The sequence below is a fragment of the Nocardioides terrae genome, from assembly GCF_900112345.1.
GTDB classification, from domain to species: domain Bacteria; phylum Actinomycetota; class Actinomycetes; order Propionibacteriales; family Nocardioidaceae; genus Nocardioides; species Nocardioides terrae.
The window spans coordinates 1-18866 of sequence record NZ_FOLB01000011.1; the positions used below are offsets into that span (position 1 = coordinate 1).

Genomic DNA, 18866 nt, shown 5'->3' on the forward strand with positions numbered 1-18866 from the left:
CCGGATCGAACGGTTGATGACCGACAACGCCTGGGCCTACCGCTGGTCGCTTCGAGCTGTCTGCGCCGAGCACGGCATCCAGCAGAAGTTCATCAAGCCCCACTGCCCGTGGCAGAACGGGAAGGTAGAGCGCCTCAACCGCACCCTGGCTACCGAGTGGGCCTACCGCCAGGTCTTCACCAGCAACGCCGACCGGGCAGCAGCCCTTGCACCCTGGCTCGAGCACTACAACACTGAACGTCGCCACAGCGCACTCGGAGGACGACCGCCGATCAGCCGCCTGTCACCAACCTGATGGCCGGGTACACCTAGGCGCTGCTCACCCGCTACCTGCGGGAGCTGCGCGGCCTGATGACGGAGGACTGGCGGGACGCCCGCTCCTCCTGAGCCGCGGCTCCGATCCGGCCCCGTGCCTCGGGGCGGAGCGGCACGTGCGGCTCCCAGTACCGACCCTCCGCCGACCGCATCATCCGGCCGGTCGGCACGCCGTGCTCGACGGCCTCCCGGTCACGCGCCTGCAGCGCCCGGCATAGCCCGACGGTGACGATGTAGCCCAGCACCGGAGCCGCGACCAGCAGGACGCGGAGGACGAGCACCTGCGTCTCGAAGCCGACGTGGAACGTCGTGGCGACGATGTCGGTGCTGCCCGAGAGCCAGAGCAGCCCGAAGAAGGTGAAGCCGGCGACCCCGAGTCCGGTGCGGCGGGGCCGGTTGCGCGGCCGGTCGAGGACGTGGTGCTCGCCGCGGTCGCGGGTCACCCACTGCTCGAGCAGCGGGTAGAGGACGACGACGCCCAGGAAGACGGCCGCGACCAGCTCGGGGACCAGCACGGCGAGCGGCAGGGTCCCGCCGAGCCAGGAGACGTCCCAGCTGGAGGGAGCCAGCCGCAGCGCGCCGTCGAGCCACGACGTGTACCAGTCGGGCTGGCTGCCGGCCGAGGCGGACTCGGGCGAGAAGGGGCCGTAGAGCCAGATCGGCGCCACCGTCAGCGTCCCGCCCATGACGACCAGGACGCCCGCGGTCACCAGGAACATCCCGGCACGCCGCGCCGCCGCGGCCGGCCAGGGCGGGCCGACGACATTGGACTCCCGGCGTCCCGGCCCGGGCAGCTGCGGCGGTCGCCGGCGCCGGGCGACGACGTACCGCGCCACCAGCACGGCCGCGAGCAGCACCGGGACGACCAGGACGTGCAGCCAGAAGAGCCGCGGCACGATGTCACCCGGGAACTCGCCACCGAAGACCAGCGCCGTGAGCCGGCTGCCGACGAACGGCGTGCCGACGAGGATGCCCTCGAAGATCCGCAGCCCGGTCCCGGACAGCATGTCGTCGGGCAGGTCGTAGCCGCTCCAGCCGCCGGCGAGCGCCAGCACGAACGTGGTGGCGAGCAGGACCCAAGCCAGCCGGTAGGGCCGGCGGAACGCCCCGGTGAAGAACCGGGTCGCCAGCTGCAGCATGAGCGAGGCCGGCAGGACCAGCGCCGCCCAGTGGTGCGTCTGCCGGAGCAGCATCCCGCCGCGGACCTCGAGGGAGAGGTGGACCGTCGAGGCGTAGGCCGCGCTCACCGGCACCCGGCGCAACGGCAGGTAGGTCCCGGAGTAGGTCACCACCTCCGACGACGGGTCGTAGTGCACGAGCAGGAGGACGCCGGTCACCACCAGGACGGCCAGGCAGCTCGCCGACACCGCGCCGAGCAGGCGGCTCCAGTGGTTCGGCTCCGCCCGCATCGCGAGGCCGCCGTACGTCGCCATCGACCGGAGGCGTCTGCGGTGGGTCCGCGCGGGTGGCGGACAGGTGACCTGCTGTTCGCGGAGCGACGTCGTCGAGGTCATGGCCGGTGCTCTCTCAGTGGTGGGTGCTGCGCACGGCCCGCTCGATGACGCGGACGGGGTTCGCGAACGGGACGGTCCGGCAGCCGTCGTGCTGCAGACCGCGGACGACGCCGGCCCAGCTCGACCCGTCGGCCCAGGCGCCGTGCAGCATCCGTGTCCGGCTGGGGCGGAGGTGGCGTCGTTCCATGTCTGGCTCCTGGTGATCGGGGGGCGGCGAGCGCCTCGGTCGAGAGGGATGACCGCCGCCGCGGTTCGACTGTGACGGCGGGCCCGGGCAGCCGGCGGGCCCGCCGGGTCGTCGCTACTGCCTGACGGGCCGCGCGGCGTGCCCGTAGAAGAGCTCGCGGTCACCCGCGTCCCAGCGCTCGCGCAGCCCCGGCGCGGTCAGGTCCCAGTCGGGCCGGATCTCGCGGGTGACGGTCCGCAGGTCCTGCCACAGCTCGGTCGTCGTCGGCCGGCCCCAGAACCAGTAGCCGTTGTAGACCGAGTGGACGGCCAGCCCGGGCGCGAGCACGAGGGTGTGCGGGATCATCGGGTCGTCGCCGGGATCGGTGTACTCGAAGATGTCGAGATCCCGCTGCACGGTCCGCTCCGGGTCGGAAAGGAACGGCCACTGGGCGCCGACGGCGTCGTGGAACTCCTGCCCGCCGCGCGGCTGGTCCGGGGTGATCGTGGCGACCCGGGTGTAGGCGACCGCGATCTTCGGGTAGAAGGCCGCGAGCTCGAGGTGCTGCTGGTGCTCCTTGGGGCAGTACGCCCCGCGCGCGAGCGTGAGGATCATCGGGTCCCCGCCCTGGATCTCGGAGAGGCGGCGCCTCGTCCCGGTGTGGTCCAGCAGGTCGTAGTCGGGGAACGTGCCCCCGGGGATCAGTGCAGGGTGCATGGTGGGCTCCTCAGTCGGTGGTGGTGGTCCGGCGGCTCAGGTCGATGACGTCGACGACAGCCCGGGCACACGCCGCGAGGTAGCCCACGTCCAGGGTTCGCGTGGTCACGCGTGCGAGCTGGCCCATCGGTCGTCCTCTCCCGCCGGGCGATCCGGCACACGGCCCATGACCGGTCAGCGGGCGGATCGGTGACATCGGGCGGGCTCGCGACGAACCCGACGGGAGCTGCGCGGGCGCGGACGGCGCCCGCGCAGCCGGGTGTCGTCGGCTCAGGACTGCTCGGCGACCCAGTCCTCCCAGCGCGGTCCACGGACGACCGCGTCCGGGCCGGGCAGCATCGAACCGCCGGCCATGCTGGCGGGGGCGGGCACCGCCTCGACCTCGAGGCCCTCGCCGCGCAGCTCGACGAGTCGGCGGACCAGGTCGACGAGGCTCTCCTGCTGCGGACCGGCGAGATCGGTGTCCGCGGCGGTGTCGGCCGTGGCCAGCTCGACGAGGAGACGGGCGATCTCGGCGCTGGCGACGGGCTGCAGGGGCACGTCGATGATGTGGGTGACGGCTCCGTCCTTGTTCCACTCCAGCATCTGTCCGGCGAACTCGTGGAACTGGGTGGCGCGCAGCACGACCGGGCCGGGCGCGGACCGGCGTACGGCCTGCTCCTGGGCGACCTTCGCGACGTAGTAGCCATAGTCCGGGCTCTTGTCGGCGCCGACGATCGAGAGCACCACGGTGCGGAGTACGCCGGCCGCGACCGCGGCCGTACCGAGGTTCTCAGCGACCGTCTGGAAGAAGGCGGTCGCCTCGGCCTCGTCCAGCGAGGGGCTCTGGGTGACGTCGATGACGGCCTCGACGCCGGCGAGCGCCTCGGTGAGTCCATCGGGAACGGTCAGGTCGAAGCCGGTCTGGCGGGCGAGGCCGACGACCTCGTGCCCGGCCTGCTGGACGAACGTGACGACCTGGCTGCCGATCAGGCCGGTCGAACCGGCGACGGCGATCTTCATGATGTGCTCCTTACGCGGATAGTTGACATCCGTGATTGAATCACGAAACACGGATAAGACGTAACCGGGTTATGCTGAGGTCGTGAAGATGAACGCTGGCGTCGAGTGGGCCATCCACTGCTGCGTGGTCCTGAGCTCGGCCGACGGTCCCGTCTCGGCCCAGCGGCTCGCCGAGTTCCACGGGGTCTCGCGGACCTACCTGGCCAAGAGCCTGCAGTCGCTGTCGCGGGCCGGCATCGTCGAGACCACCGAGGGCCGCGTCGGCGGGTACGTGCTGTCGCGGCCCGCCGACGAGGTGAGCGTCCTGGCGGTCGTCCAGGCCATCGAGGGCCGGGAAGCTGCCTTCCGGTGCACCGAGATCCGGCAGAACGGTCCCTTCGGGGCGTCGCCGGAGGAGTGTGTACGCCCCTGCGGCGTGGCCACGGTGATGGCCGCCGCCGAGCGCGCCTGGCGCGCCTCGTTGCGCGAGGTCACCATCGCCGACCTCGCCGGCCAGGTCGCGGCGGAGACCGACGAACCGACCCAGGTCGCCGTCGGCCGGTGGCTGCGGCCGTGACGAGGAACGAGCAGGGTCGGACGGACCGGTGAGCATCTCGGAGGAGGTCGCGGGTGCGGGGTGGTCACGCGGGGCGACCGAGCCGCTAGCGTTCCCCTTGAGCACATCCACCGACACAGTCCTTCGGAGCCGTCCGAGGAGTCCGATGAGCGCCACGACACCGCCTCGCCTGGTCGGTCGGCGCGACGAGCGCGCGTCCCTCGACGACCTTCTCGTCGACCTGCACTCCGGCCGCTCGGCCGCATGCGTGATCCGTGGCGAGGCGGGCATCGGGAAGTCGGTGCTGCTGGACTACGTCGTCGCCCAGGGCCGCAGGGCGACCGTCAGTCGGGCCCAGGGCATCGAGGCCGACATCGAGCTGGCGTATGCGAGCCTCCACCAGCTCTGTGCGCCGTTCATGTCGGGGATCTACGACCTGCCCGACCCGCAGCGCGACGCGTTGCAGGTCGCGTTCGGCATGGCCGCCGGCGACCCGCCCGACCGGTTCCTGGTCGGCCTCGCCGTCCTCACCCTGCTCACCCGCGCCTCCGAGACACGGCCGGTGCTGCTCGTCGTGGACGACGCCCAGTGGCTGGACAGGGTCTCGCTGCTGACGCTCGAGTTCGTGGCGCGCCGCCTGCTCGCCGAAGCCGTCGCCATGGTGTTCGGGGTGCGCGAGCCGGAGGGCGCGTCCGTCCTCGTCGGCCTTCCCGAGATCCGGGTGCAGGGGCTGGACGCGGGCGCGGCCGCCGAGCTGCTCGACGCGGCCGTCGACGGTCTGCTCGAGGAGAAGGTCCGCGACCGGCTGGTCGCCGAGACGCACGGCAACCCGCTTGCCCTGCTCGAGCTCTGCCGCGGCCGCAGCGCCGCCGAGCTGGCCTACGGGCTGGACGCCGTGGAGACGGCCACCATGTCCAGCCGCATCGAGCAGGACTTCGTACGCCGGCTCAACGCGCTGCCCGACCACACCCGCACGCTGCTCCTCATCGCCGCCGCCGAGCCGCTCGGTGACCCGCGGCTCATGCTGCGGGCGGCCGACCTCCTGCAGATCACGCCCGACGCCGCGCCGGCGACGGCGGCCGGGCTGATCGAGCTCGGGGAGACGCTGCGCTTCCGGCACCCCCTGGCGCGGTCCGCCGTCTACCGCCAGGCCGCCCCCGAGGAGCGCCGCGCCGTCCACCGCAGCCTCGCCACGGCGACCGACCCCGTCACGGACCCGGACCGACGGGCCTGGCACGCCGCCCAGGCCTGCGACGGTCCGGACGAGGACGTCGCCACCGGTCTGGAGCGGGCCGCGGACCGGGCTCGGCAGCGAGGTGGCATGTCGGCCGAGGCGGTGCTCCTCGAACGCGCCGCCGAGCTCACCCCGGACCCCTGGCTGCGGGGCACGCGAGCCCTCGCCGCCGCCAGTGCGTACTTCTCGGCCGCATCGCCCGACCGGGCGACCGAGCTCGCCTCGCTCGCCGAGCTCAGCCCGCTCACCGCGCTCGACCGGGCGCGGCTGGACCGGCTGCGTGCCCGCATCCTCTTCGCCCGGAGCAGGAGCGACGAGGCGGCTCCGCTGCTGTTGCAGGCGGCCCAGGCCCTGGCGGCCGAGGGCTCGCCGCTCGCCCGCGAGACCTTCCTGGAGGCCATCAGCGCGACCGTCTTCGCCGGGCGGGTGCACGGCCCGGCCGGTGCGCGAGCCGCCGCCGTCGCCGCCCGGAGTGCTGGCACCAAGCCGTCGGCCTCGGCCGCCTCGGACCAGCTGCTCGACGGCGTCGCCACGCTTCTCGCCGACGGACACGAGGCGGGGGTGCCGGCCCTGCAACGGGCGTTCGAGCCGTTCGTCACCGAGGAGCTCACCAGCCGCGAGGAGACGATGCGGTGGCTGCTCCACGTGCCGGTCGCGATCGAGTCCTTCATCCACCACGCGTGGGACCTGCCTGCGTGGGACGCCCTGTCGAGCCGCGCCGTCCGGCTCGCCCGCGACACCGGCGCTCTCAGCGTCCTCCCGCCTGCGCTCATCTATGCCGGCGGCGTCGAGATCCACCACGGTGACTTCGCCGCGGCGGCCCGGATGATCGACGAGGCGAACGCGATCGCCGCCGCGACGGGCAACGCCCCGCACGCCTACGCCGCCCTGGTGCTCGCCGGCTGGCGCGGCGACGAGGAGGCGGCCATGGACGTCATCCGGCCGGCGCTGGCCAACGCCTCCGAGCGCGGCGAGGTCTCCCTGCTCGGTGTCACGGGCTACATCCGAGCCGTCCTCTACAACGGCCTCGCACAGTACGAGACGGCCCTGGAGGCGGCCCGTGCCGGCGTCGAGCACGACGGCTACAACTTCACCGGGCTCCCGCTGGTCGAGCACATCGAGGCGGCCGTGCGGTGTGGCGAGCTGGACCAGGCCCAGCAGTCACTGCACCGGTTGATCGACCTCACCAGCGCGGCGACCAGCGGCTGGGCCGGAGGGGCCAGCGCGCGCAGCCGGGCCCTCCTCGCCTCCGACGACGACGCCGACCAGCTCTACCGCACCGCCCTGGCCGAGTTCGCCCGCGACCGTGTCATGGTCGAGGTCGCCCGCACCCATCTGCTCTACGGGGAGTGGCTGCGCCGATCACGACGCCGCTCGGATGCACGCGAGCAGCTGCGGACCGCGCACGACATGTTCGACGCCATGGGTGCCACCGGATTCGCCGAGCGTGCCCGTCGGGAGCTGCACGCGACCGGCGAGCACGTCCGCGCGCGGACCATCGAGGTGGCCACGGCGCTGACCCCGCAGGAAGCCCAGATCGCCGCTCTCGCGGCCGGCGGCATGACCAACCCGAAGATCGGGGCCGAGCTCTTCCTCAGCCCGCACACCGTGGAGTGGCACCTGCGCAAGGTCTACTCCAAGCTCGGGATCAGCTCCAGACGCCAGCTGCCGTCCGCGCTCCGGAGCCAGGGCAGTCACGGCCGACTCGAGATCGCCGCCCAGCCCTGAACGACCCTCCGCGAGCCGCGGCGACGCCGGCCGTCGGCACGGGTCACCGGCGCTGCCACGCATCGCGTAGCGGCCCCACGGTGTCCGCCCACGCTCCCGCCACGCACCTCACCACGGGCCGGCCACGCACCGCACCACGCAGGTCGGTGGCGCGGGCGGCCCGCCCCGAGCGGGAGCGTAGGGGGAGCGCCATTCCCGGCGCCCCGCTACCAGGAGGAACCCTATGTCGACGCTCGCACGGGACATCGTCCCCCGTGAGGCTGCCCAGGCTCACGACGGAGTGGTCGAGATGGAGCGTGCGCTGGAGGTCTTCCTCGCCCACCGCATCCGGCTGTTCCGCATCGCCCACCGGATCACCGGTGACGTGGCCAGCGCCGAGGACGTCGTCCAGGAGGCATGGGTGCGCTGGCAGCGCACCGACCGCACGGCCATCAAGAGCCCGGGAGCGTTCCTGACCACCGCGACGACGCACCTCGCGATCAACCTGATCCAGACCGCGCGGCACCGCCACGAGACCACGGCCGAACCGCCCCCGGCCGACCTCGCCGACAGCGGGCAGGACCCCGCGGCCCGCGTCGAGCAGGTGGCGGCGGTCCAGGAGAGCCTTCGGCTGATGCTGGCCAGGCTGACCCGGCCCGAGCTGACCGCCTACCTGCTGCGCAAGGGCTTCGACCACCGGTACGCCGACATCGCAAGCCTCCTCCGGACGAGCGTGGCCAACACCAGACAGCTCGTCCGCCGCGCCCGGCTCCGCCTCGACGGCGGCCAGGACCACGCGGTCGACCCGGCCGAGCTGCACCTGCTGACCACCGCATTCCTCCGCGCCGCCGGCACCGGCGACTTCCAGCCGCTCGAGCGGCTCCTGGTCGACGACGCCGCCCGCGCCCTTGCCTGCGCAGGCACTCACCGCTCCCCGATCGGGCGCGGACACCGCCCGATGGCCCGGTTCGCCTGACCCAGTCCCGCGCCGGCGGGAAGCGCCACCAGGACCGGTGTGCGCGGCGCTGAACAGCGGCTGACTCGGCGCGACCGGAGTCACTATGCTCACGGCCAGCGATGAAACAACGTCCGAGACCGTCGGCGGCGTTGCTCGGACGACGGCGTGAGTGTGCAGCGCTCGACGAGCTGATCCAGTCCGTCGAGGGCGGACTGAGCGCGTCGCTCCTCCTCCACGGCGAGGCAGGGATCGGGAAGAGCGCCCTGCTCGAGTACGCCGCCCAGCGAGCCACCGGTTTCCGGGTGGCGCGGGTGGCGGGGATCGAGTCCGAGGCGGACCTGGCCTTCGGGGGAGTGCACCAGCTGTGCGGGTCGTTCCTCGACCACCTCACCGAGCTGCCCGCACCTCAGCGCGACGCGTTGGAGACGGCCTTCGCGCTGCGCAGCGGGAGCGCTCCCGACCGCTTCCTGGTCGGTCTGGCCACCCTCAGCCTCCTCGCCGACGTCGCGGCCGAGCGCCCTCTGCTCTGCCTCGTCGACGATGCGCAGTGGCTGGACCGGATCTCGGCGCAGACCCTCGCCTTCGTCGGCCGCCGGCTCTCCGCGGAAGGCGTGCTCCTGCTCACCGCCCTGCGCGACGACGCCCCCGAGCACCCGCTCCGGGCGCTGCCGCAGCTGGAGGTCAGCGGCCTCGCCGACCATGACGCTCGCGCCCTGCTGACCCGCAGCGCCCCCGGCCGGGTCGACCCACGGATCCGGGAGCGGGTGCTCGCCGAGGCTCGCGGCAATCCGCTGGCGCTGCTCGAGCTGCCTCGCACGACGGCGTTCATCGCCGGGAGCGCGCACGCAACGTCCGTCTCGGTCGGCAACCACCTGGAGGAGGAGTTCCGCCGGCGGGTGCAGGCCCTGTCGCCGGAGACCCAGCGACTCCTGCTGCTCGCCGCCGCCGAGCAGGCGGGCGATGTCTCGTTGCTGCGGCGGGCGGCGGAGGCGCTCCACCTCCACGTGGAGGTCGCCGCCGCCGAGGCGGAGGCGTCCGACCTGTTCACGATGCGGAGCATGGCGCGGTTCCGCCACCCGCTCGTCCGCTCGGCGGCGTACGGGTCGGCACCGCCCTCGGAGCAGCGCCAGGTGCACCGGGCGCTGGCGGAGGCGATCGACCCGCACATCGACCCGGACCGACGGGCGTGGCACCTGGCCAACGCGACGGCAGTGGCGAAGGAGCGGATCGCCGCCGACCTGGTGGATGTCTCCACGCGCGCCATGGCACGTGGTGGGCTCGCCGCTGCTGCGGCATTCCTCGACCGGGCCGCCGAGCTGACCCCAGACCCGGCCCGTCGGGGCGCCCGCACCCTGCGGGCGGCGACCCTCGAGGCGCAGGCGGGGGAGTTCTCCCGGGCGATCGAGCTCCTCGACTCCGCCCGGCTGCACCCGCTCACGGAGCGCGACGAGGCGCAGGCCGACCTCGTCCGTGGCCAGGTCCTGGCCGCGTCCCGCAGCGCCAGCGCCGGACTGCCGCTGCTGCTGTCGGCGGCGAAGCGGTTGGAGGCGCTCGACCCGTGGTCGGCCAAGCAGACCTACCGCGATGCGTTGTATGCCGCGATGACCGCAGGCAGCGTCCCCCAGGAGGCAGGCACTGCCGAGCACGTCGCCGCAGCCATCCTGTCGGTGCGTCCGCAGCAGGACCCGACGCGTGACGACCTGCTCCTCGAGGGCGCGGCCCGATTGGTCGCGGGCGACGCCGGCGGGCTGCACCCGCTCCAGCAGGCGCTCGCGGGCTACCAGGGCGACGAGCTGCCGCCGGACGAGGCGCTCGGCTGGCTTCCGCTCGCCTGCCGGATGGCACACGACGCGTGGGAGTTCGACACCTGGTCGGCACTCTCCGCCCGGCTCGTCGAGCTCGCCCGTGTGTCGGGGGCGCTCGCCGTGCTGCCGTCGGCGTTCCTGCTCCGGCTCTCCAACCGCGTCTTCGCCGGCGATCTCGCCACCGGCGAGGCTCTGCTCGCCCAGGCCGCGGCGCTGGCCGACGTGGCAGGAGGCAGCGTCGCGGCGAACTACGGAGCGCTGGTGCTGGCGCCGTGGCAGGGCCGGGAGGAGCGGACGGCGGCGATCATCCAGCGCATCAACGCGGACAGCCTGTTGGAGGACGAGGGCAAGGTCGTGACGGCGACCCAGTGGGCGGCAGCGGTCCTGGCGAACGGGTCCGGCCGTCACGAGGAGGCTTTGACGGCGGGACGGGCCGGTGCGGCACACCCGGCCGAGATGGGGCTCGCCACCTGGTCGATGGTCGAGGTCGCCGAGGCGGCCGCCCGGCTCGGCCGGCCCGACGAGGCCGGCGACGCCGTACGCCACCTGCGCTCCAGGGCGCTGGCCAGCGGCAGCGATTGGGCGCGGGGGACCGCGGCGTACGTGTCCGCCCTGGTGACGTCCGGCCAGGACGCCGAGGCGGACTACCTGGAGGCGATGGAGCGGCTCGACCGCGCGGGGGTGGGCGCCCTCGCGGCGCGCGCGCACCTCGTGTACGGCGAGTGGCTGCTGGATTCGGGGCGCATCGGGGAGGGACGCGAGCGCCTGACGCACGCCCACGAGCTGCTCGACCGGATGGGCGTGGCCGCCTTCGCGGAGCGGGCGCTCACCGCGCTGGGCACGAGCGGCGTCCCGGTCGAGCGGCGTCCGTCGGCCGCGTCGTCCCCGCTCACTCCCCAGGAGCTCCACATCGCCGAGCTCGCCGCCGCCGGGATGACCAACCCGGAGATCGGGGCCGAGCTCTTCCTCAGCGCACACACCGTGGAGTGGCACCTGCGCAAGGTCTTCACCAAGCTCGGGATCCGGTCGCGGCGGGAGATCGGACCCCAGCTCAGCAGCTGAGCGCTGTCACGGACGCGGCGCCGGCCCGGTCGTCCCTCACTCGACGAGCTTGCCCTCGGTCGACACCTCGTCACGGATCAGCCGGGCCAGCTCGGCCGGGACCGGTGCGATCTCCTCACGCACCACCCCGATCGCGGGCGACCAGACCAGGTTCACCTGGAGATCGGGGTCGAGGTCGGGGTGGTCGCCGCGGTTGTGGCAGCCACGTGTCTCGCGACGCTCCAGCGCGCACTCCAGCGTGGCTCGCGCGGCCAGCAGCGACGCCTTCAGGTCGAAGGCGTGTGCCAGGTCCTGGAAGCCGGCGATGTCGGGATGGATGCCGACGGACTCGGCCCGGCCCTCGATCTCCTCGACGTCGAGCAGGCCCGCCAGCAGTCCCGCCTCGTCGCGTACGACGCCCGCGTGCTCGGTCATCGTGTCCCGGACCGCGCGCTGCAGGGCGCGCACGTTCTCCCGACCGTCCGAGACCACCAGCGCCCGCACCTCCTCCCGCGCCTCGTCCTCCGCCTCGCGCGACCGCCGGTGCGTCTGCAGGCAGGCGGAGTGCTCCGCGGCGGCCCGAGCCGTGATGCGGCCGTACACGAGCAGCTCGATCAGTGAGTTGCCGCCGAGCCGGTTGGCGCCGTGCAGCCCGCTGGCCGCCTCGCCGATCGCGTACAGGCCGTCGACGTCGGTGCCATGGTCCTCCGGACGCACCCAGACGCCGCCCATCGAGTAGTGCGCCGTGGGGGCGACCTCGATCGGGTCGGTGGTGATGTCGAGCATCTGCAGCTCGAGCAGGGTCTGGTAGACGCGGGGCAGCCGGGTCATGATCGTCTCCCGCGGCAGGTGGGAGACGTCCAGCCAGACCCCGCCGTGCGGAGTGCCGCGGCCGGCCTTGATCTCGGAATAGGACGCCAGCGCCACGCGGTCGCGGGTCGAGAGCTCCATCCGCTCCGGGTCGTAGCGCTCCATGAAGCGCTCGCCCAGCGCGTTGCGCAGGATCCCGCCCTCCCCGCGCGCGGCCTCGGAGACCAGCGTGCCGGCGGCGTTCTCCGGCTCGAGCAGGCCCGACGGGTGGAACTGCACGAGCTCGGCGTCCCGCAGCCTCGCCCCGGCGTCCACCGCGAGGCGGAACGAGTCGCCGTTGTTCTCGTCGCGCCGCGACGACGTACGCCGCCAGATGCGGGTGTGACCGCCGGCCGCCAGGATCACGGCGTCGGCGTGCAGCAGGTAGCGGGTGCCGTCGGTCAGGTCGAAGGCGTAGGCGCCGAAGGCGGCACCGTCCTTGACCAGGATCCGCGTGACGTAGAGGCCGTCGAGGATCCGCACGTCCAGCTGTTCGGCACGGGTGACCAGTGCGCGCTGGATCGCGAGACCGGTGTAGTCGCCGGCGAAGGCCGTGCGCCGGTAGGTGTGGGCGCCGAAGAAGCGCTGAGAGATCCGGCCGTCGTCCTCCCGGGCGAAGTCCATCCCGAACCGGACGAGGTCCGCGATCCCGCGCTCGGCCTCCTTCGCCACGATCTCGACCGTGCGGGGATCGGCGAGGAAGTAGCTCTCCTTGATGGTGTCAGCGGCGTGCTGCTGCCAGCTGTCGGCGGGGTCCATCGTGCCGAGCGCGGCGTTGATGCCGCCCGCGGCCAGGGACGTGTGGGCGTCCAGCCGCGGTCGCTTCCCGATCACCAGGACGTCGGTCCCGACCTCGGCGAGCTCGATGGCTGCCCGCAGGCCCGCCCCGCCCGTGCCGATGACGAGCACGCTCGTCGTGATCCGCCGCTCGTTCGCGCTCATGCGTACACCTCTCCCGGCCACGCGGTGTGGCGCCTGCACGCATGACCGGACCGCCGACCGGCCTGTGACAGGTCCGGCCGTCCCGTCACAGGAGGCGGCCCTGTCCGGTCAACCGGGTGTTGCAGGACCATCCGGGATCGAACGAGGAAGAGAGAGGTGCCTGATGAAGGTCGTAGTCATCGGAGGAAGTGGGCTGATCGGATCGAAGGTGGTCAAGCTCCTCGGCGAGCACGGCCACGAGGCCGTTCCGGCGTCCCCCCAGACGGGGGTGAACACGCTGACGGGTGAGGGCCTCGACGAGGTGCTCGCCGGAGCCGATGTCGTCGTGGACGTCTCGAACTCGCCGTCGTTCGCCGACGACGACGTCATGCAGTTCTTCACCACCTCGACGACGAACCTGCTCGAGGCGGAGCGGAAGGCCGGCGTCGACCACCACGTCGCGCTCTCGATCGTCGGCTGTGACCGGGCGCCCGACAGCGGCTACCTCCGCGCCAAGGTCGCTCAGGAGCGGCTGATCGAGGAGTCCGGCGTGCCGTACTGCATCGTCCGCGCCACCCAGTTCTTCGAGTTCGGCAAGGCCATCGCCGACTCCGCCACCGTCGGCGACGAGGTCCACCTGCCGCCGGTCGCGTTCCAGCCCATCGCCTCGGACGACGTCGCGAGCGCGGTGGGGAGGATGGCCGCCGGCGAGCCGATCAACGGGCACGTCGAGGTCGCCGGCCCGGCCCGGTACCGGTTCGACGAGTTCATCGCCGGCGTCCTGGACCACCTCGGCGACCCGCGCCGCGTCGTCGCCGACCCCCAGGCGCCGTACTTCGGTCAGGTGCTGGTCGAGGAGTCGATCGTCCCGACGGACGACGGTGCGGCGCTGGGCGCCACCAGCTACGAGGAGTGGCTGGCGCGCTCCGAGCAGCGCTGACCATCGCACGTTGCGCCGGTCGCCGGGTCCCCCCGGCGGCCGGCGCTTCGCTGTGCCTCGATGTCACACCCGCGTGGGCTGCGTGGTCTGCATGTACGTGAAGAACTCCATCCGCACACACCGAGGCGCCGCGCCCCGACGGATCGTCATCGTCGGGGGCGGGTACGCCGGCTTCTACACCGCCTGGCAGCTCGAGAAGCGGCTGCACCGCGGCGAGGCCACCGTCACGGTCGTCGACCCGCTGCCCTACATGACCTACCAGCCGTTCCTGCCCGAGGTGCTCGCCGGTTCCATCGAGGCGCGGCACGCCGTGATCTCGCTACGTCGCCATCTCCGGCGCACCCAGGTGATCAACGGTGCAGCGATCTCGATCGACCACGGTCACCGGACGGTTCTCGTGCACCTGACCGGCGGCGGCGAGATGGAGCTGGGGTACGACGAGGTCGTCGTCACCGCCGGCTCGGTCACGCGGACCTTCCCGATCCCCGGGATCCCGGACGAGGCGATCGGGCTCAAGCGGATCGAGGAGGCCGTCGCGATCCGCGACACGCTGCTCACCTCGCTGGACATCGCCGCGGACCTCCCTGCGGGGCCCGACCGTGACCGGTTGTTGACGGTGACGTTCGTCGGAGGCGGCTTCGCCGGCGTCGAAGGGTTCGCCGAGCTGCTCAGCCTCGCCCGCGCGGTCGCGCGCAAGCGCTACCGCATCGACCCCGACGACCTGCGTTTCCACCTGGTCGAGGCGGCCGGCCGGATCCTGCCCGAGGTCAGCCTGCCGGTGAGCGGGTGGGTCGCGCGGCGGCTCGCCCGCAAGGGGGCCACCGTCCACCTCGACACCACCGTCAACTCCGTCTGCGACGGCGTCGTCGAGCTCTCCTCGGGCGAGCGGTTCGAGTCCGGCCTGATCGTGTGGACGGCCGGGATCGCCGCGAACCCGGTGATCGCCAAGCGCACCGACCTGCCCACGAACCGGAAGGGCCTGATCGTCGTACGCCCCGACCTGCGGGTGGGGACCGACGACGATCCGGTGGCCGGCGCCTGGGCCGCCGGCGACGCCGCCGCCGTCCCGGACCTCGCGGTCGGCGGATCGGCCTACACCGTTCCCAACGCACAGCACGCCGTGCGGCAGGGCAAGCGGCTGGCCCGGAACCTGCGAGCGGTCGTCCGCGGCCGGCGTACGCACCCCTACCGGCACCGCAGCCTCGGCATCATCGCGACGCTCGGGCTCGGGGACGGCGTCTTCGAGAGCGGCCCCGTCGTGCTCAAGGGGTTCCCCGCCTGGCTCGTGCACCGCGGCTACCACGTGCTCGCGATCCCGAGCTGGGAGCGCAAGCTGCGGGTGCTGGCGGTGTGGTTGCTGGCCGTCCCGCTCGGCCGGGACATCGTCTCGCTGCGCTCGGTGCAGCAACCGGGCTACGGCTTCCGGCACGAGGGCCAGGTCTGGTACCCCGACACCCGTCGACGCGAGGTCGAGGAGGCCCGCGCCGCCAGGTGAGGAGACCGTGCGGAAGCGCTGAGGCGACGGGGTCGGCGCGGTCACTCCCAGGGAGCGACCGTGTCGACCGCGTCGAGCTGCTCGTGCCAGCTCAGCATGTCCTCGATGGTGAACGGTGCTCCGGCCGGCGCGAGGTCGTCCCTGTCCAGACGCGGCTCGGCAAGCGCCACCGGGCGTACGCCGACCAGCAGCAGCTGCGCGAGCAGGTCGCCGCCGATAGGGCTCACGCTCGGGTGCCCGCAGGCGGGGCAGCGGTACAACAGCTCGCCCCGGGCGCGCGGCTCGACGTCCACGCGCAGGACGGCGCGGTCCATGAGGACCGTGATCTCGCCGTCGCAGCGCGGGCAGATCATGAGGATGTCGATCATGTCCGGCCCCCTTCCCTCGGCTGTCCTGAAAGACCGACCGGACGCGGGGCACCGCCGTGACGACTCGACGCCGTGACCTGCCTCGAGGTGGGTCAGCGGCGCCCGTCGGCCGGCGGGGGAGCGAGGCCGGCATCCGCTAGGTCCAGCAGCGCCAGCCGCCGGACGATCTCAGGATCACGCGCGCGCCACCGCCCGGCCGGGTCGTCGCTGATCCGCGCGAGCACGTGGAGCGGCTGGTGGGTCAGGGCACGCAGCGCGAACAGGTCCAGGTCGGCCGCGGAATCGATGAGCCGCTGCCCGGCCGTCGCCCGACGTACGAACCGCACCCGCCTCGGCACGTAGAACGCGAGCACGAGCAGGATCGGCACGAGGGCGGTGGTGATCGCGAGCCAGAAGGCGAGCGTGTCGACCGCCTCGACCTGGGCGCGGCCGGCGCGCGCCAGCTGCTCGGCGGCGTCGCCGGCGCCGTTCAGCGGCTTGCTGGCGTCGTCCCCGACGATCGGCAGGTCCCCGACGGATCCGGCCGCGTCGTGCAGCTGCGCTCCGAGGTCGCCGGCCGAGGCGTCGATGCGCCGTCCGGGGATCGCCAGCTCCTCGGTCGCCTCATGGACCCGCGTCGCGAGCCAGATCCAGAGCACGATCCAGAGGGCCAGGAGCAGATCACCGACGAACTGCGTCGTACGGCGGGAGGGAAGGTCGGCGTAGAGCTTCACGCTCGCCCTTATCCGCGATCGCGCCACCGCAAACGTGTTCGCTTGTGCGGCAGTCGTGTGATGTGGGCCGGAGCCGTCCAGCGCGAGTAATGGCTCCGAATGGGTACCGAGAACAACATTCACTTCTGTACCAAGGAGACACCATGGCGAACGAACGAACCACCAGGTCGATGACCGATACGCCGATCCAGACGGCGGCCACCGTCGTGGCAGCCGTCTTCCTGCTGGTCGGGGTGCTGGGCTTCATCCCCGGCATCACGTCGCACTACGGCGACATGACCTTCGCCGGTCACGACTCTGACGCCAAGCTGCTCGGCATCTTCCAGGTCTCGATCCTGCACAACATCGTGCACCTGCTGTTCGGCATCGCCGGACTGGCGATGGCGCGGACCTGGAGCGGTGCCCGCGGCTACCTCATCGGCGGCGGCGTCATCTACCTCGTCCTGTTCCTCTACGGCGTGATCATCGACCGCGGGACCGGCGCGAACTTCGTGCCGGTGAACAGCGCCGACAACTGGCTGCACCTGCTGCTCGGCGTCGGCATGATCGCGCTCGGGTTCGTGCTCGGCCGCGACACGGTCGCTCGCAGTCGCACCGCAGACGGTGGCGCCACCCACCTCTGACGCACCTCTGACTCACAGGCAGCGCACGCGGCGCACAGCAGCCGGCCCAGGCCGGCTGCTGTGCGCCGTTCCGTTTCGGGGCACCGGGCTCCCACACCCGCCCCCGAGAGGAGATCACCATGACCTACCAGGTCGGCTACTTCATCGGCAGCCTGTCCTCGACGTCGATCAACCGCACGCTCAGCCGCGCCCTGATCCGGCTGGCCCCCGATGACCTCGAGTTCACCGAGCTCCCGATCGGCAACCTGCCGCTCTACAGCCCCGACTTCGACGCGGACTACCCGCCCGAGGCGACCGCGCTCAAGGAGGCGATCGCCGCCTCCGACGCGATCCTGTTCATCAGTCCGGAGTACAACCGCTCCATCCCCGGCGCCCTGAAGAACGCCATCGACTGGGCGTCCCGCCCGTGGGGACAGAACTCCTTCGACCACATGCCGGCCGCCGTCATCGGTGCCTCCATCGGGCAGATCGGCACCGCTGTCGGCCAGCAGAGCCTGCGCGCCGTGCTCAGCTTCTGCAATGCGCGCCAGATGACCGCGCCCGAGGCCTACATCCACCTCACGCCCGGCCTGATCGACGACGACGGCACGGTGAACGACGAGTCCACCGCCGCGTTCCTCACCGACTTCATGAGCGAGTTCCGCACCCACGTCGCGCGGGTGCTCACGGTGATCCCGCGGGCCTGACCGCCGCAGCGCGGCCTCTGGCACGATAGCCGGGTGCTGCTCGAGATCCGTGGGCACAACCTCCCCGGCCGGACCTGGCACCTCGATGACGGTCCGTGCCACAACGTCCACGTCGGCCTCCAGGTGGGCCGCGACGCGGTCGACCTGGTTCCGGGCGACAGCGACGCGGCGCACTGGCGCGCCGAGATCGAGGTCCTCGAGCGTGACGGCGGCACCGACTTCTGCGGTCCCGCCGTCCACGGCCGCCCGGGAGCACGTTTCGTCTACCTGACTTGGGGCGCCGTCGAAGCGACCGGCGCCTTCACGATGTTCCGCCGCGCCAAGCTGATGCTCGAGGACGTCGCTCCGCTGGTGACCGGCCGGTCGACGGAGCACGTGGTCGCCACCGTCGACCTGACCGACGAGCGCGGCGGCCCGAGGTGCGCCCGGCTCCGCCCGCCGGCGTTGACCCTTCGCAGCGCCTGAACACGAGTGGAGCCCTTGACCACCTGCGGGCGCCGGGAGTGAGAAAACTGATGACTTGGTCGGTCTGGGAGGTGCCCGGAAGCCTCCCAACCCAGCAGTTTTTTCAGACCGACCCCCGCGGGCAGTCGGCGGGGTCAAAGCTCCATCCGCTGGTTGCGCGTCACGATCTTCCTCAGTCGGTCGCCCGGTGTTGCGGCTCGAGCGCGCCTGACGTTCCTCAGGCCGGGTTCTCGCGGGGCGCGGTCGTCAGGTCGGTGAGGCTGCGTCGCTCCCGCTCGGGGCGTACGCCGTCCGCGCCGATGCCCACCGCGGTCATAGTCACCACCTCCCAACCCGGCGCGACCCGCAGGTCCGCGCTCAGCCCGGCCGCGTCGAACGCGGAACTGCCGGCAGGACAGCCCCATGGCGCTCGCCTGCAGGGTGAGGTGCGCGACCGCCTGGCCGAGGTCGTAGTCGGCGAACTCGGAGTAGGGGAGCCTGCTGTCGTCGACGGTGCGGTGGGCGAGGTTGACCAGCAGCGCGCTCGCGTCGGGCGCCCAGCGGCGCGAGCTCGGTGCGAGTCGTCGTACGAACGTGTCGTGGTCGGGCTCCCCGCGCCGGGCGACGAGGAACGCCCACGGCTGCGAGTTCCCCGCCGACGGAGCCCAGCGCGCGGCCTCGAGGAGCAGCTCGACGTCGGCGCCCGCCAGCACGTGCGCGGAGTCGAACCGCAGGGGGCTGAACCGGCCGCGGAGCAGCGGATGCAGGTCGACGCTCACGCCGGACCCAAGCAACACCTGGTGCGCCGCATTCCCACAGGACACGAGACGACG

The 18866-nt window shown here is 72.7% G+C and carries 18 protein-coding genes; 10 read left to right on the top strand and 8 right to left on the bottom strand.

The window, feature by feature from the left end:
- On the top strand, nucleotides 1–295 hold a 295-nt coding region (locus tag BM236_RS14275; protein WP_139230118.1), incomplete at its 5' end, for an integrase core domain-containing protein.
- A 31-nt stretch (nucleotides 296–326) separates the two neighbouring features.
- Here BM236_RS14275 and qcrB read toward each other — a convergent pair.
- The 4 genes from qcrB to BM236_RS14290 all read right to left on the bottom strand — a co-directional run bounded on the left by qcrB (nucleotide 327) and on the right by BM236_RS14290 (nucleotide 3714).
- Nucleotides 327–1829: a cytochrome bc1 complex cytochrome b subunit gene (gene qcrB, locus BM236_RS14280; protein ID WP_091125061.1), complete on the bottom strand. Its 1503-nt coding sequence runs from the start codon at nucleotides 1827–1829 to the stop codon at nucleotides 327–329.
- 13 nt (nucleotides 1830–1842) lie between these two features.
- Nucleotides 1843–2016 carry a hypothetical protein gene (locus BM236_RS19050; RefSeq protein WP_175507696.1) on the bottom strand — a complete coding sequence of 58 codons (174 nt, stop codon included), beginning with the start codon at nucleotides 2014–2016 and terminating at the stop codon, nucleotides 1843–1845.
- A 114-nt stretch (nucleotides 2017–2130) separates the two neighbouring features.
- A complete protein-coding gene (locus tag BM236_RS14285) occupies nucleotides 2131–2712 on the bottom strand; it encodes a redoxin domain-containing protein (protein WP_091125063.1) in 582 nt (193 codons plus the stop codon).
- Nucleotides 2713–2982: 270 nt separating this feature from the next.
- Entirely contained in the window at nucleotides 2983–3714 is a 732-nt protein-coding gene (locus BM236_RS14290) for an SDR family oxidoreductase (protein WP_091125065.1), read from the bottom strand.
- Between the two features lie 88 nt (nucleotides 3715–3802).
- Here BM236_RS14290 and BM236_RS14295 point away from each other — a divergent pair, with 88 nt between their 5' ends.
- From BM236_RS14295 to BM236_RS14310, 4 genes are all read left to right on the top strand, one after another.
- On the top strand, nucleotides 3803–4270 hold the full coding sequence (locus BM236_RS14295) for an RrF2 family transcriptional regulator (protein WP_245750355.1): 468 nt from the start codon (nucleotides 3803–3805) through the stop codon (nucleotides 4268–4270).
- A gap of 145 nt (nucleotides 4271–4415) precedes the next feature.
- Nucleotides 4416–7211 carry a helix-turn-helix transcriptional regulator gene (locus tag BM236_RS14300; protein WP_091125069.1) on the top strand — a complete coding sequence of 932 codons (2796 nt, stop codon included), beginning with the start codon at nucleotides 4416–4418 and terminating at the stop codon, nucleotides 7209–7211.
- A 223-nt stretch (nucleotides 7212–7434) separates the two neighbouring features.
- On the top strand, nucleotides 7435–8166 hold the full coding sequence (locus tag BM236_RS14305; RefSeq protein WP_091125072.1) for a sigma factor: 732 nt from the start codon (nucleotides 7435–7437) through the stop codon (nucleotides 8164–8166).
- Nucleotides 8167–8267: 101 nt separating this feature from the next.
- Entirely contained in the window at nucleotides 8268–11015 is a 2748-nt protein-coding gene (locus tag BM236_RS14310) for a helix-turn-helix transcriptional regulator (protein ID WP_091125074.1), read from the top strand.
- 36 nt (nucleotides 11016–11051) lie between these two features.
- On the opposite strand, the gene BM236_RS14315 is transcribed toward BM236_RS14310, so the two are convergent.
- Nucleotides 11052–12785 carry an L-aspartate oxidase gene (locus tag BM236_RS14315; RefSeq protein WP_091125076.1) on the bottom strand — a complete coding sequence of 578 codons (1734 nt, stop codon included), beginning with the start codon at nucleotides 12783–12785 and terminating at the stop codon, nucleotides 11052–11054.
- A gap of 163 nt (nucleotides 12786–12948) precedes the next feature.
- Between BM236_RS14315 and BM236_RS14320 the strand changes: the two genes are divergently transcribed.
- Both BM236_RS14320 and BM236_RS14325 read left to right on the top strand, forming a co-directional pair.
- On the top strand, nucleotides 12949–13704 hold the full coding sequence (locus tag BM236_RS14320) for an SDR family oxidoreductase (RefSeq protein ID WP_091125078.1): 756 nt from the start codon (nucleotides 12949–12951) through the stop codon (nucleotides 13702–13704).
- A gap of 91 nt (nucleotides 13705–13795) precedes the next feature.
- The gene (locus BM236_RS14325; protein WP_091125080.1) at nucleotides 13796–15199 is read left to right on the top strand and encodes an NAD(P)/FAD-dependent oxidoreductase; all 1404 of its coding nucleotides are present in this window, start codon (nucleotides 13796–13798) and stop codon (nucleotides 15197–15199) included.
- A 41-nt stretch (nucleotides 15200–15240) separates the two neighbouring features.
- Here BM236_RS14325 and BM236_RS14330 read toward each other — a convergent pair whose 3' ends face one another.
- Nucleotides 15241–15567, bottom strand: a complete 327-nt coding sequence (locus tag BM236_RS14330; RefSeq protein WP_091125082.1) for a hypothetical protein — start codon at nucleotides 15565–15567, stop codon at nucleotides 15241–15243.
- A 92-nt stretch (nucleotides 15568–15659) separates the two neighbouring features.
- Nucleotides 15660–16280, bottom strand: coding sequence for a hypothetical protein (locus tag BM236_RS14335; protein WP_091125083.1), 621 nt, complete (start codon nucleotides 16278–16280; stop codon nucleotides 15660–15662).
- A gap of 143 nt (nucleotides 16281–16423) precedes the next feature.
- On the opposite strand from BM236_RS14335, the gene BM236_RS14340 reads away from it, so the two are divergent.
- The 3 genes from BM236_RS14340 to BM236_RS14350 all read left to right on the top strand — a co-directional run bounded on the left by BM236_RS14340 (nucleotide 16424) and on the right by BM236_RS14350 (nucleotide 18054).
- Nucleotides 16424–16903 (top strand): DUF4383 domain-containing protein, encoded by a 480-nt coding sequence (locus BM236_RS14340; protein WP_245750342.1) that lies wholly within the window; start codon nucleotides 16424–16426, stop codon nucleotides 16901–16903.
- Between the two features lie 119 nt (nucleotides 16904–17022).
- Nucleotides 17023–17589, top strand: a complete 567-nt coding sequence (locus BM236_RS14345) for an NADPH-dependent FMN reductase (protein ID WP_091125086.1) — start codon at nucleotides 17023–17025, stop codon at nucleotides 17587–17589.
- A gap of 33 nt (nucleotides 17590–17622) precedes the next feature.
- On the top strand, nucleotides 17623–18054 hold the full coding sequence (locus BM236_RS14350) for a DUF5990 family protein (RefSeq protein ID WP_217645350.1): 432 nt from the start codon (nucleotides 17623–17625) through the stop codon (nucleotides 18052–18054).
- 134 nt (nucleotides 18055–18188) lie between these two features.
- Here BM236_RS14350 and BM236_RS14355 read toward each other — a convergent pair whose 3' ends face one another.
- The gene (locus BM236_RS14355) at nucleotides 18189–18812 is read right to left on the bottom strand and encodes a nitroreductase family protein (protein ID WP_217645351.1); all 624 of its coding nucleotides are present in this window, start codon (nucleotides 18810–18812) and stop codon (nucleotides 18189–18191) included.
- Between the last annotated feature and the right edge of the window lie 54 nt (nucleotides 18813–18866).

Coding starts and splice junctions, on each gene's coding strand:
- BM236_RS14330 (WP_091125082.1), bottom strand. CDS start 15,567: ATGATCGACATCCTCATGATCTGCCCGCGCTGCGACGGCGAGATCACG.
- BM236_RS14305 (WP_091125072.1), top strand. CDS start 7,435: ATGTCGACGCTCGCACGGGACATCGTCCCCCGTGAGGCTGCCCAGGCT.
- BM236_RS14285 (WP_091125063.1), bottom strand. CDS start 2,712: ATGCACCCTGCACTGATCCCCGGGGGCACGTTCCCCGACTACGACCTG.
- BM236_RS14300 (WP_091125069.1), top strand. CDS start 4,416: ATGAGCGCCACGACACCGCCTCGCCTGGTCGGTCGGCGCGACGAGCGC.
- qcrB (WP_091125061.1), bottom strand. CDS start 1,829: ATGACCTCGACGACGTCGCTCCGCGAACAGCAGGTCACCTGTCCGCCA.
- BM236_RS19050 (WP_175507696.1), bottom strand. CDS start 2,016: ATGGAACGACGCCACCTCCGCCCCAGCCGGACACGGATGCTGCACGGC.
- BM236_RS14315 (WP_091125076.1), bottom strand. CDS start 12,785: ATGAGCGCGAACGAGCGGCGGATCACGACGAGCGTGCTCGTCATCGGC.
- BM236_RS14320 (WP_091125078.1), top strand. CDS start 12,949: ATGAAGGTCGTAGTCATCGGAGGAAGTGGGCTGATCGGATCGAAGGTG.
- BM236_RS14290 (WP_091125065.1), bottom strand. CDS start 3,714: ATGAAGATCGCCGTCGCCGGTTCGACCGGCCTGATCGGCAGCCAGGTC.
- BM236_RS14345 (WP_091125086.1), top strand. CDS start 17,023: ATGACCTACCAGGTCGGCTACTTCATCGGCAGCCTGTCCTCGACGTCG.
- BM236_RS14325 (WP_091125080.1), top strand. CDS start 13,796: ATGTACGTGAAGAACTCCATCCGCACACACCGAGGCGCCGCGCCCCGA.
- BM236_RS14340 (WP_245750342.1), top strand. CDS start 16,424: ATGGCGAACGAACGAACCACCAGGTCGATGACCGATACGCCGATCCAG.
- BM236_RS14310 (WP_091125074.1), top strand. CDS start 8,268: ATGAAACAACGTCCGAGACCGTCGGCGGCGTTGCTCGGACGACGGCGT.
- BM236_RS14295 (WP_245750355.1), top strand. CDS start 3,803: ATGAACGCTGGCGTCGAGTGGGCCATCCACTGCTGCGTGGTCCTGAGC.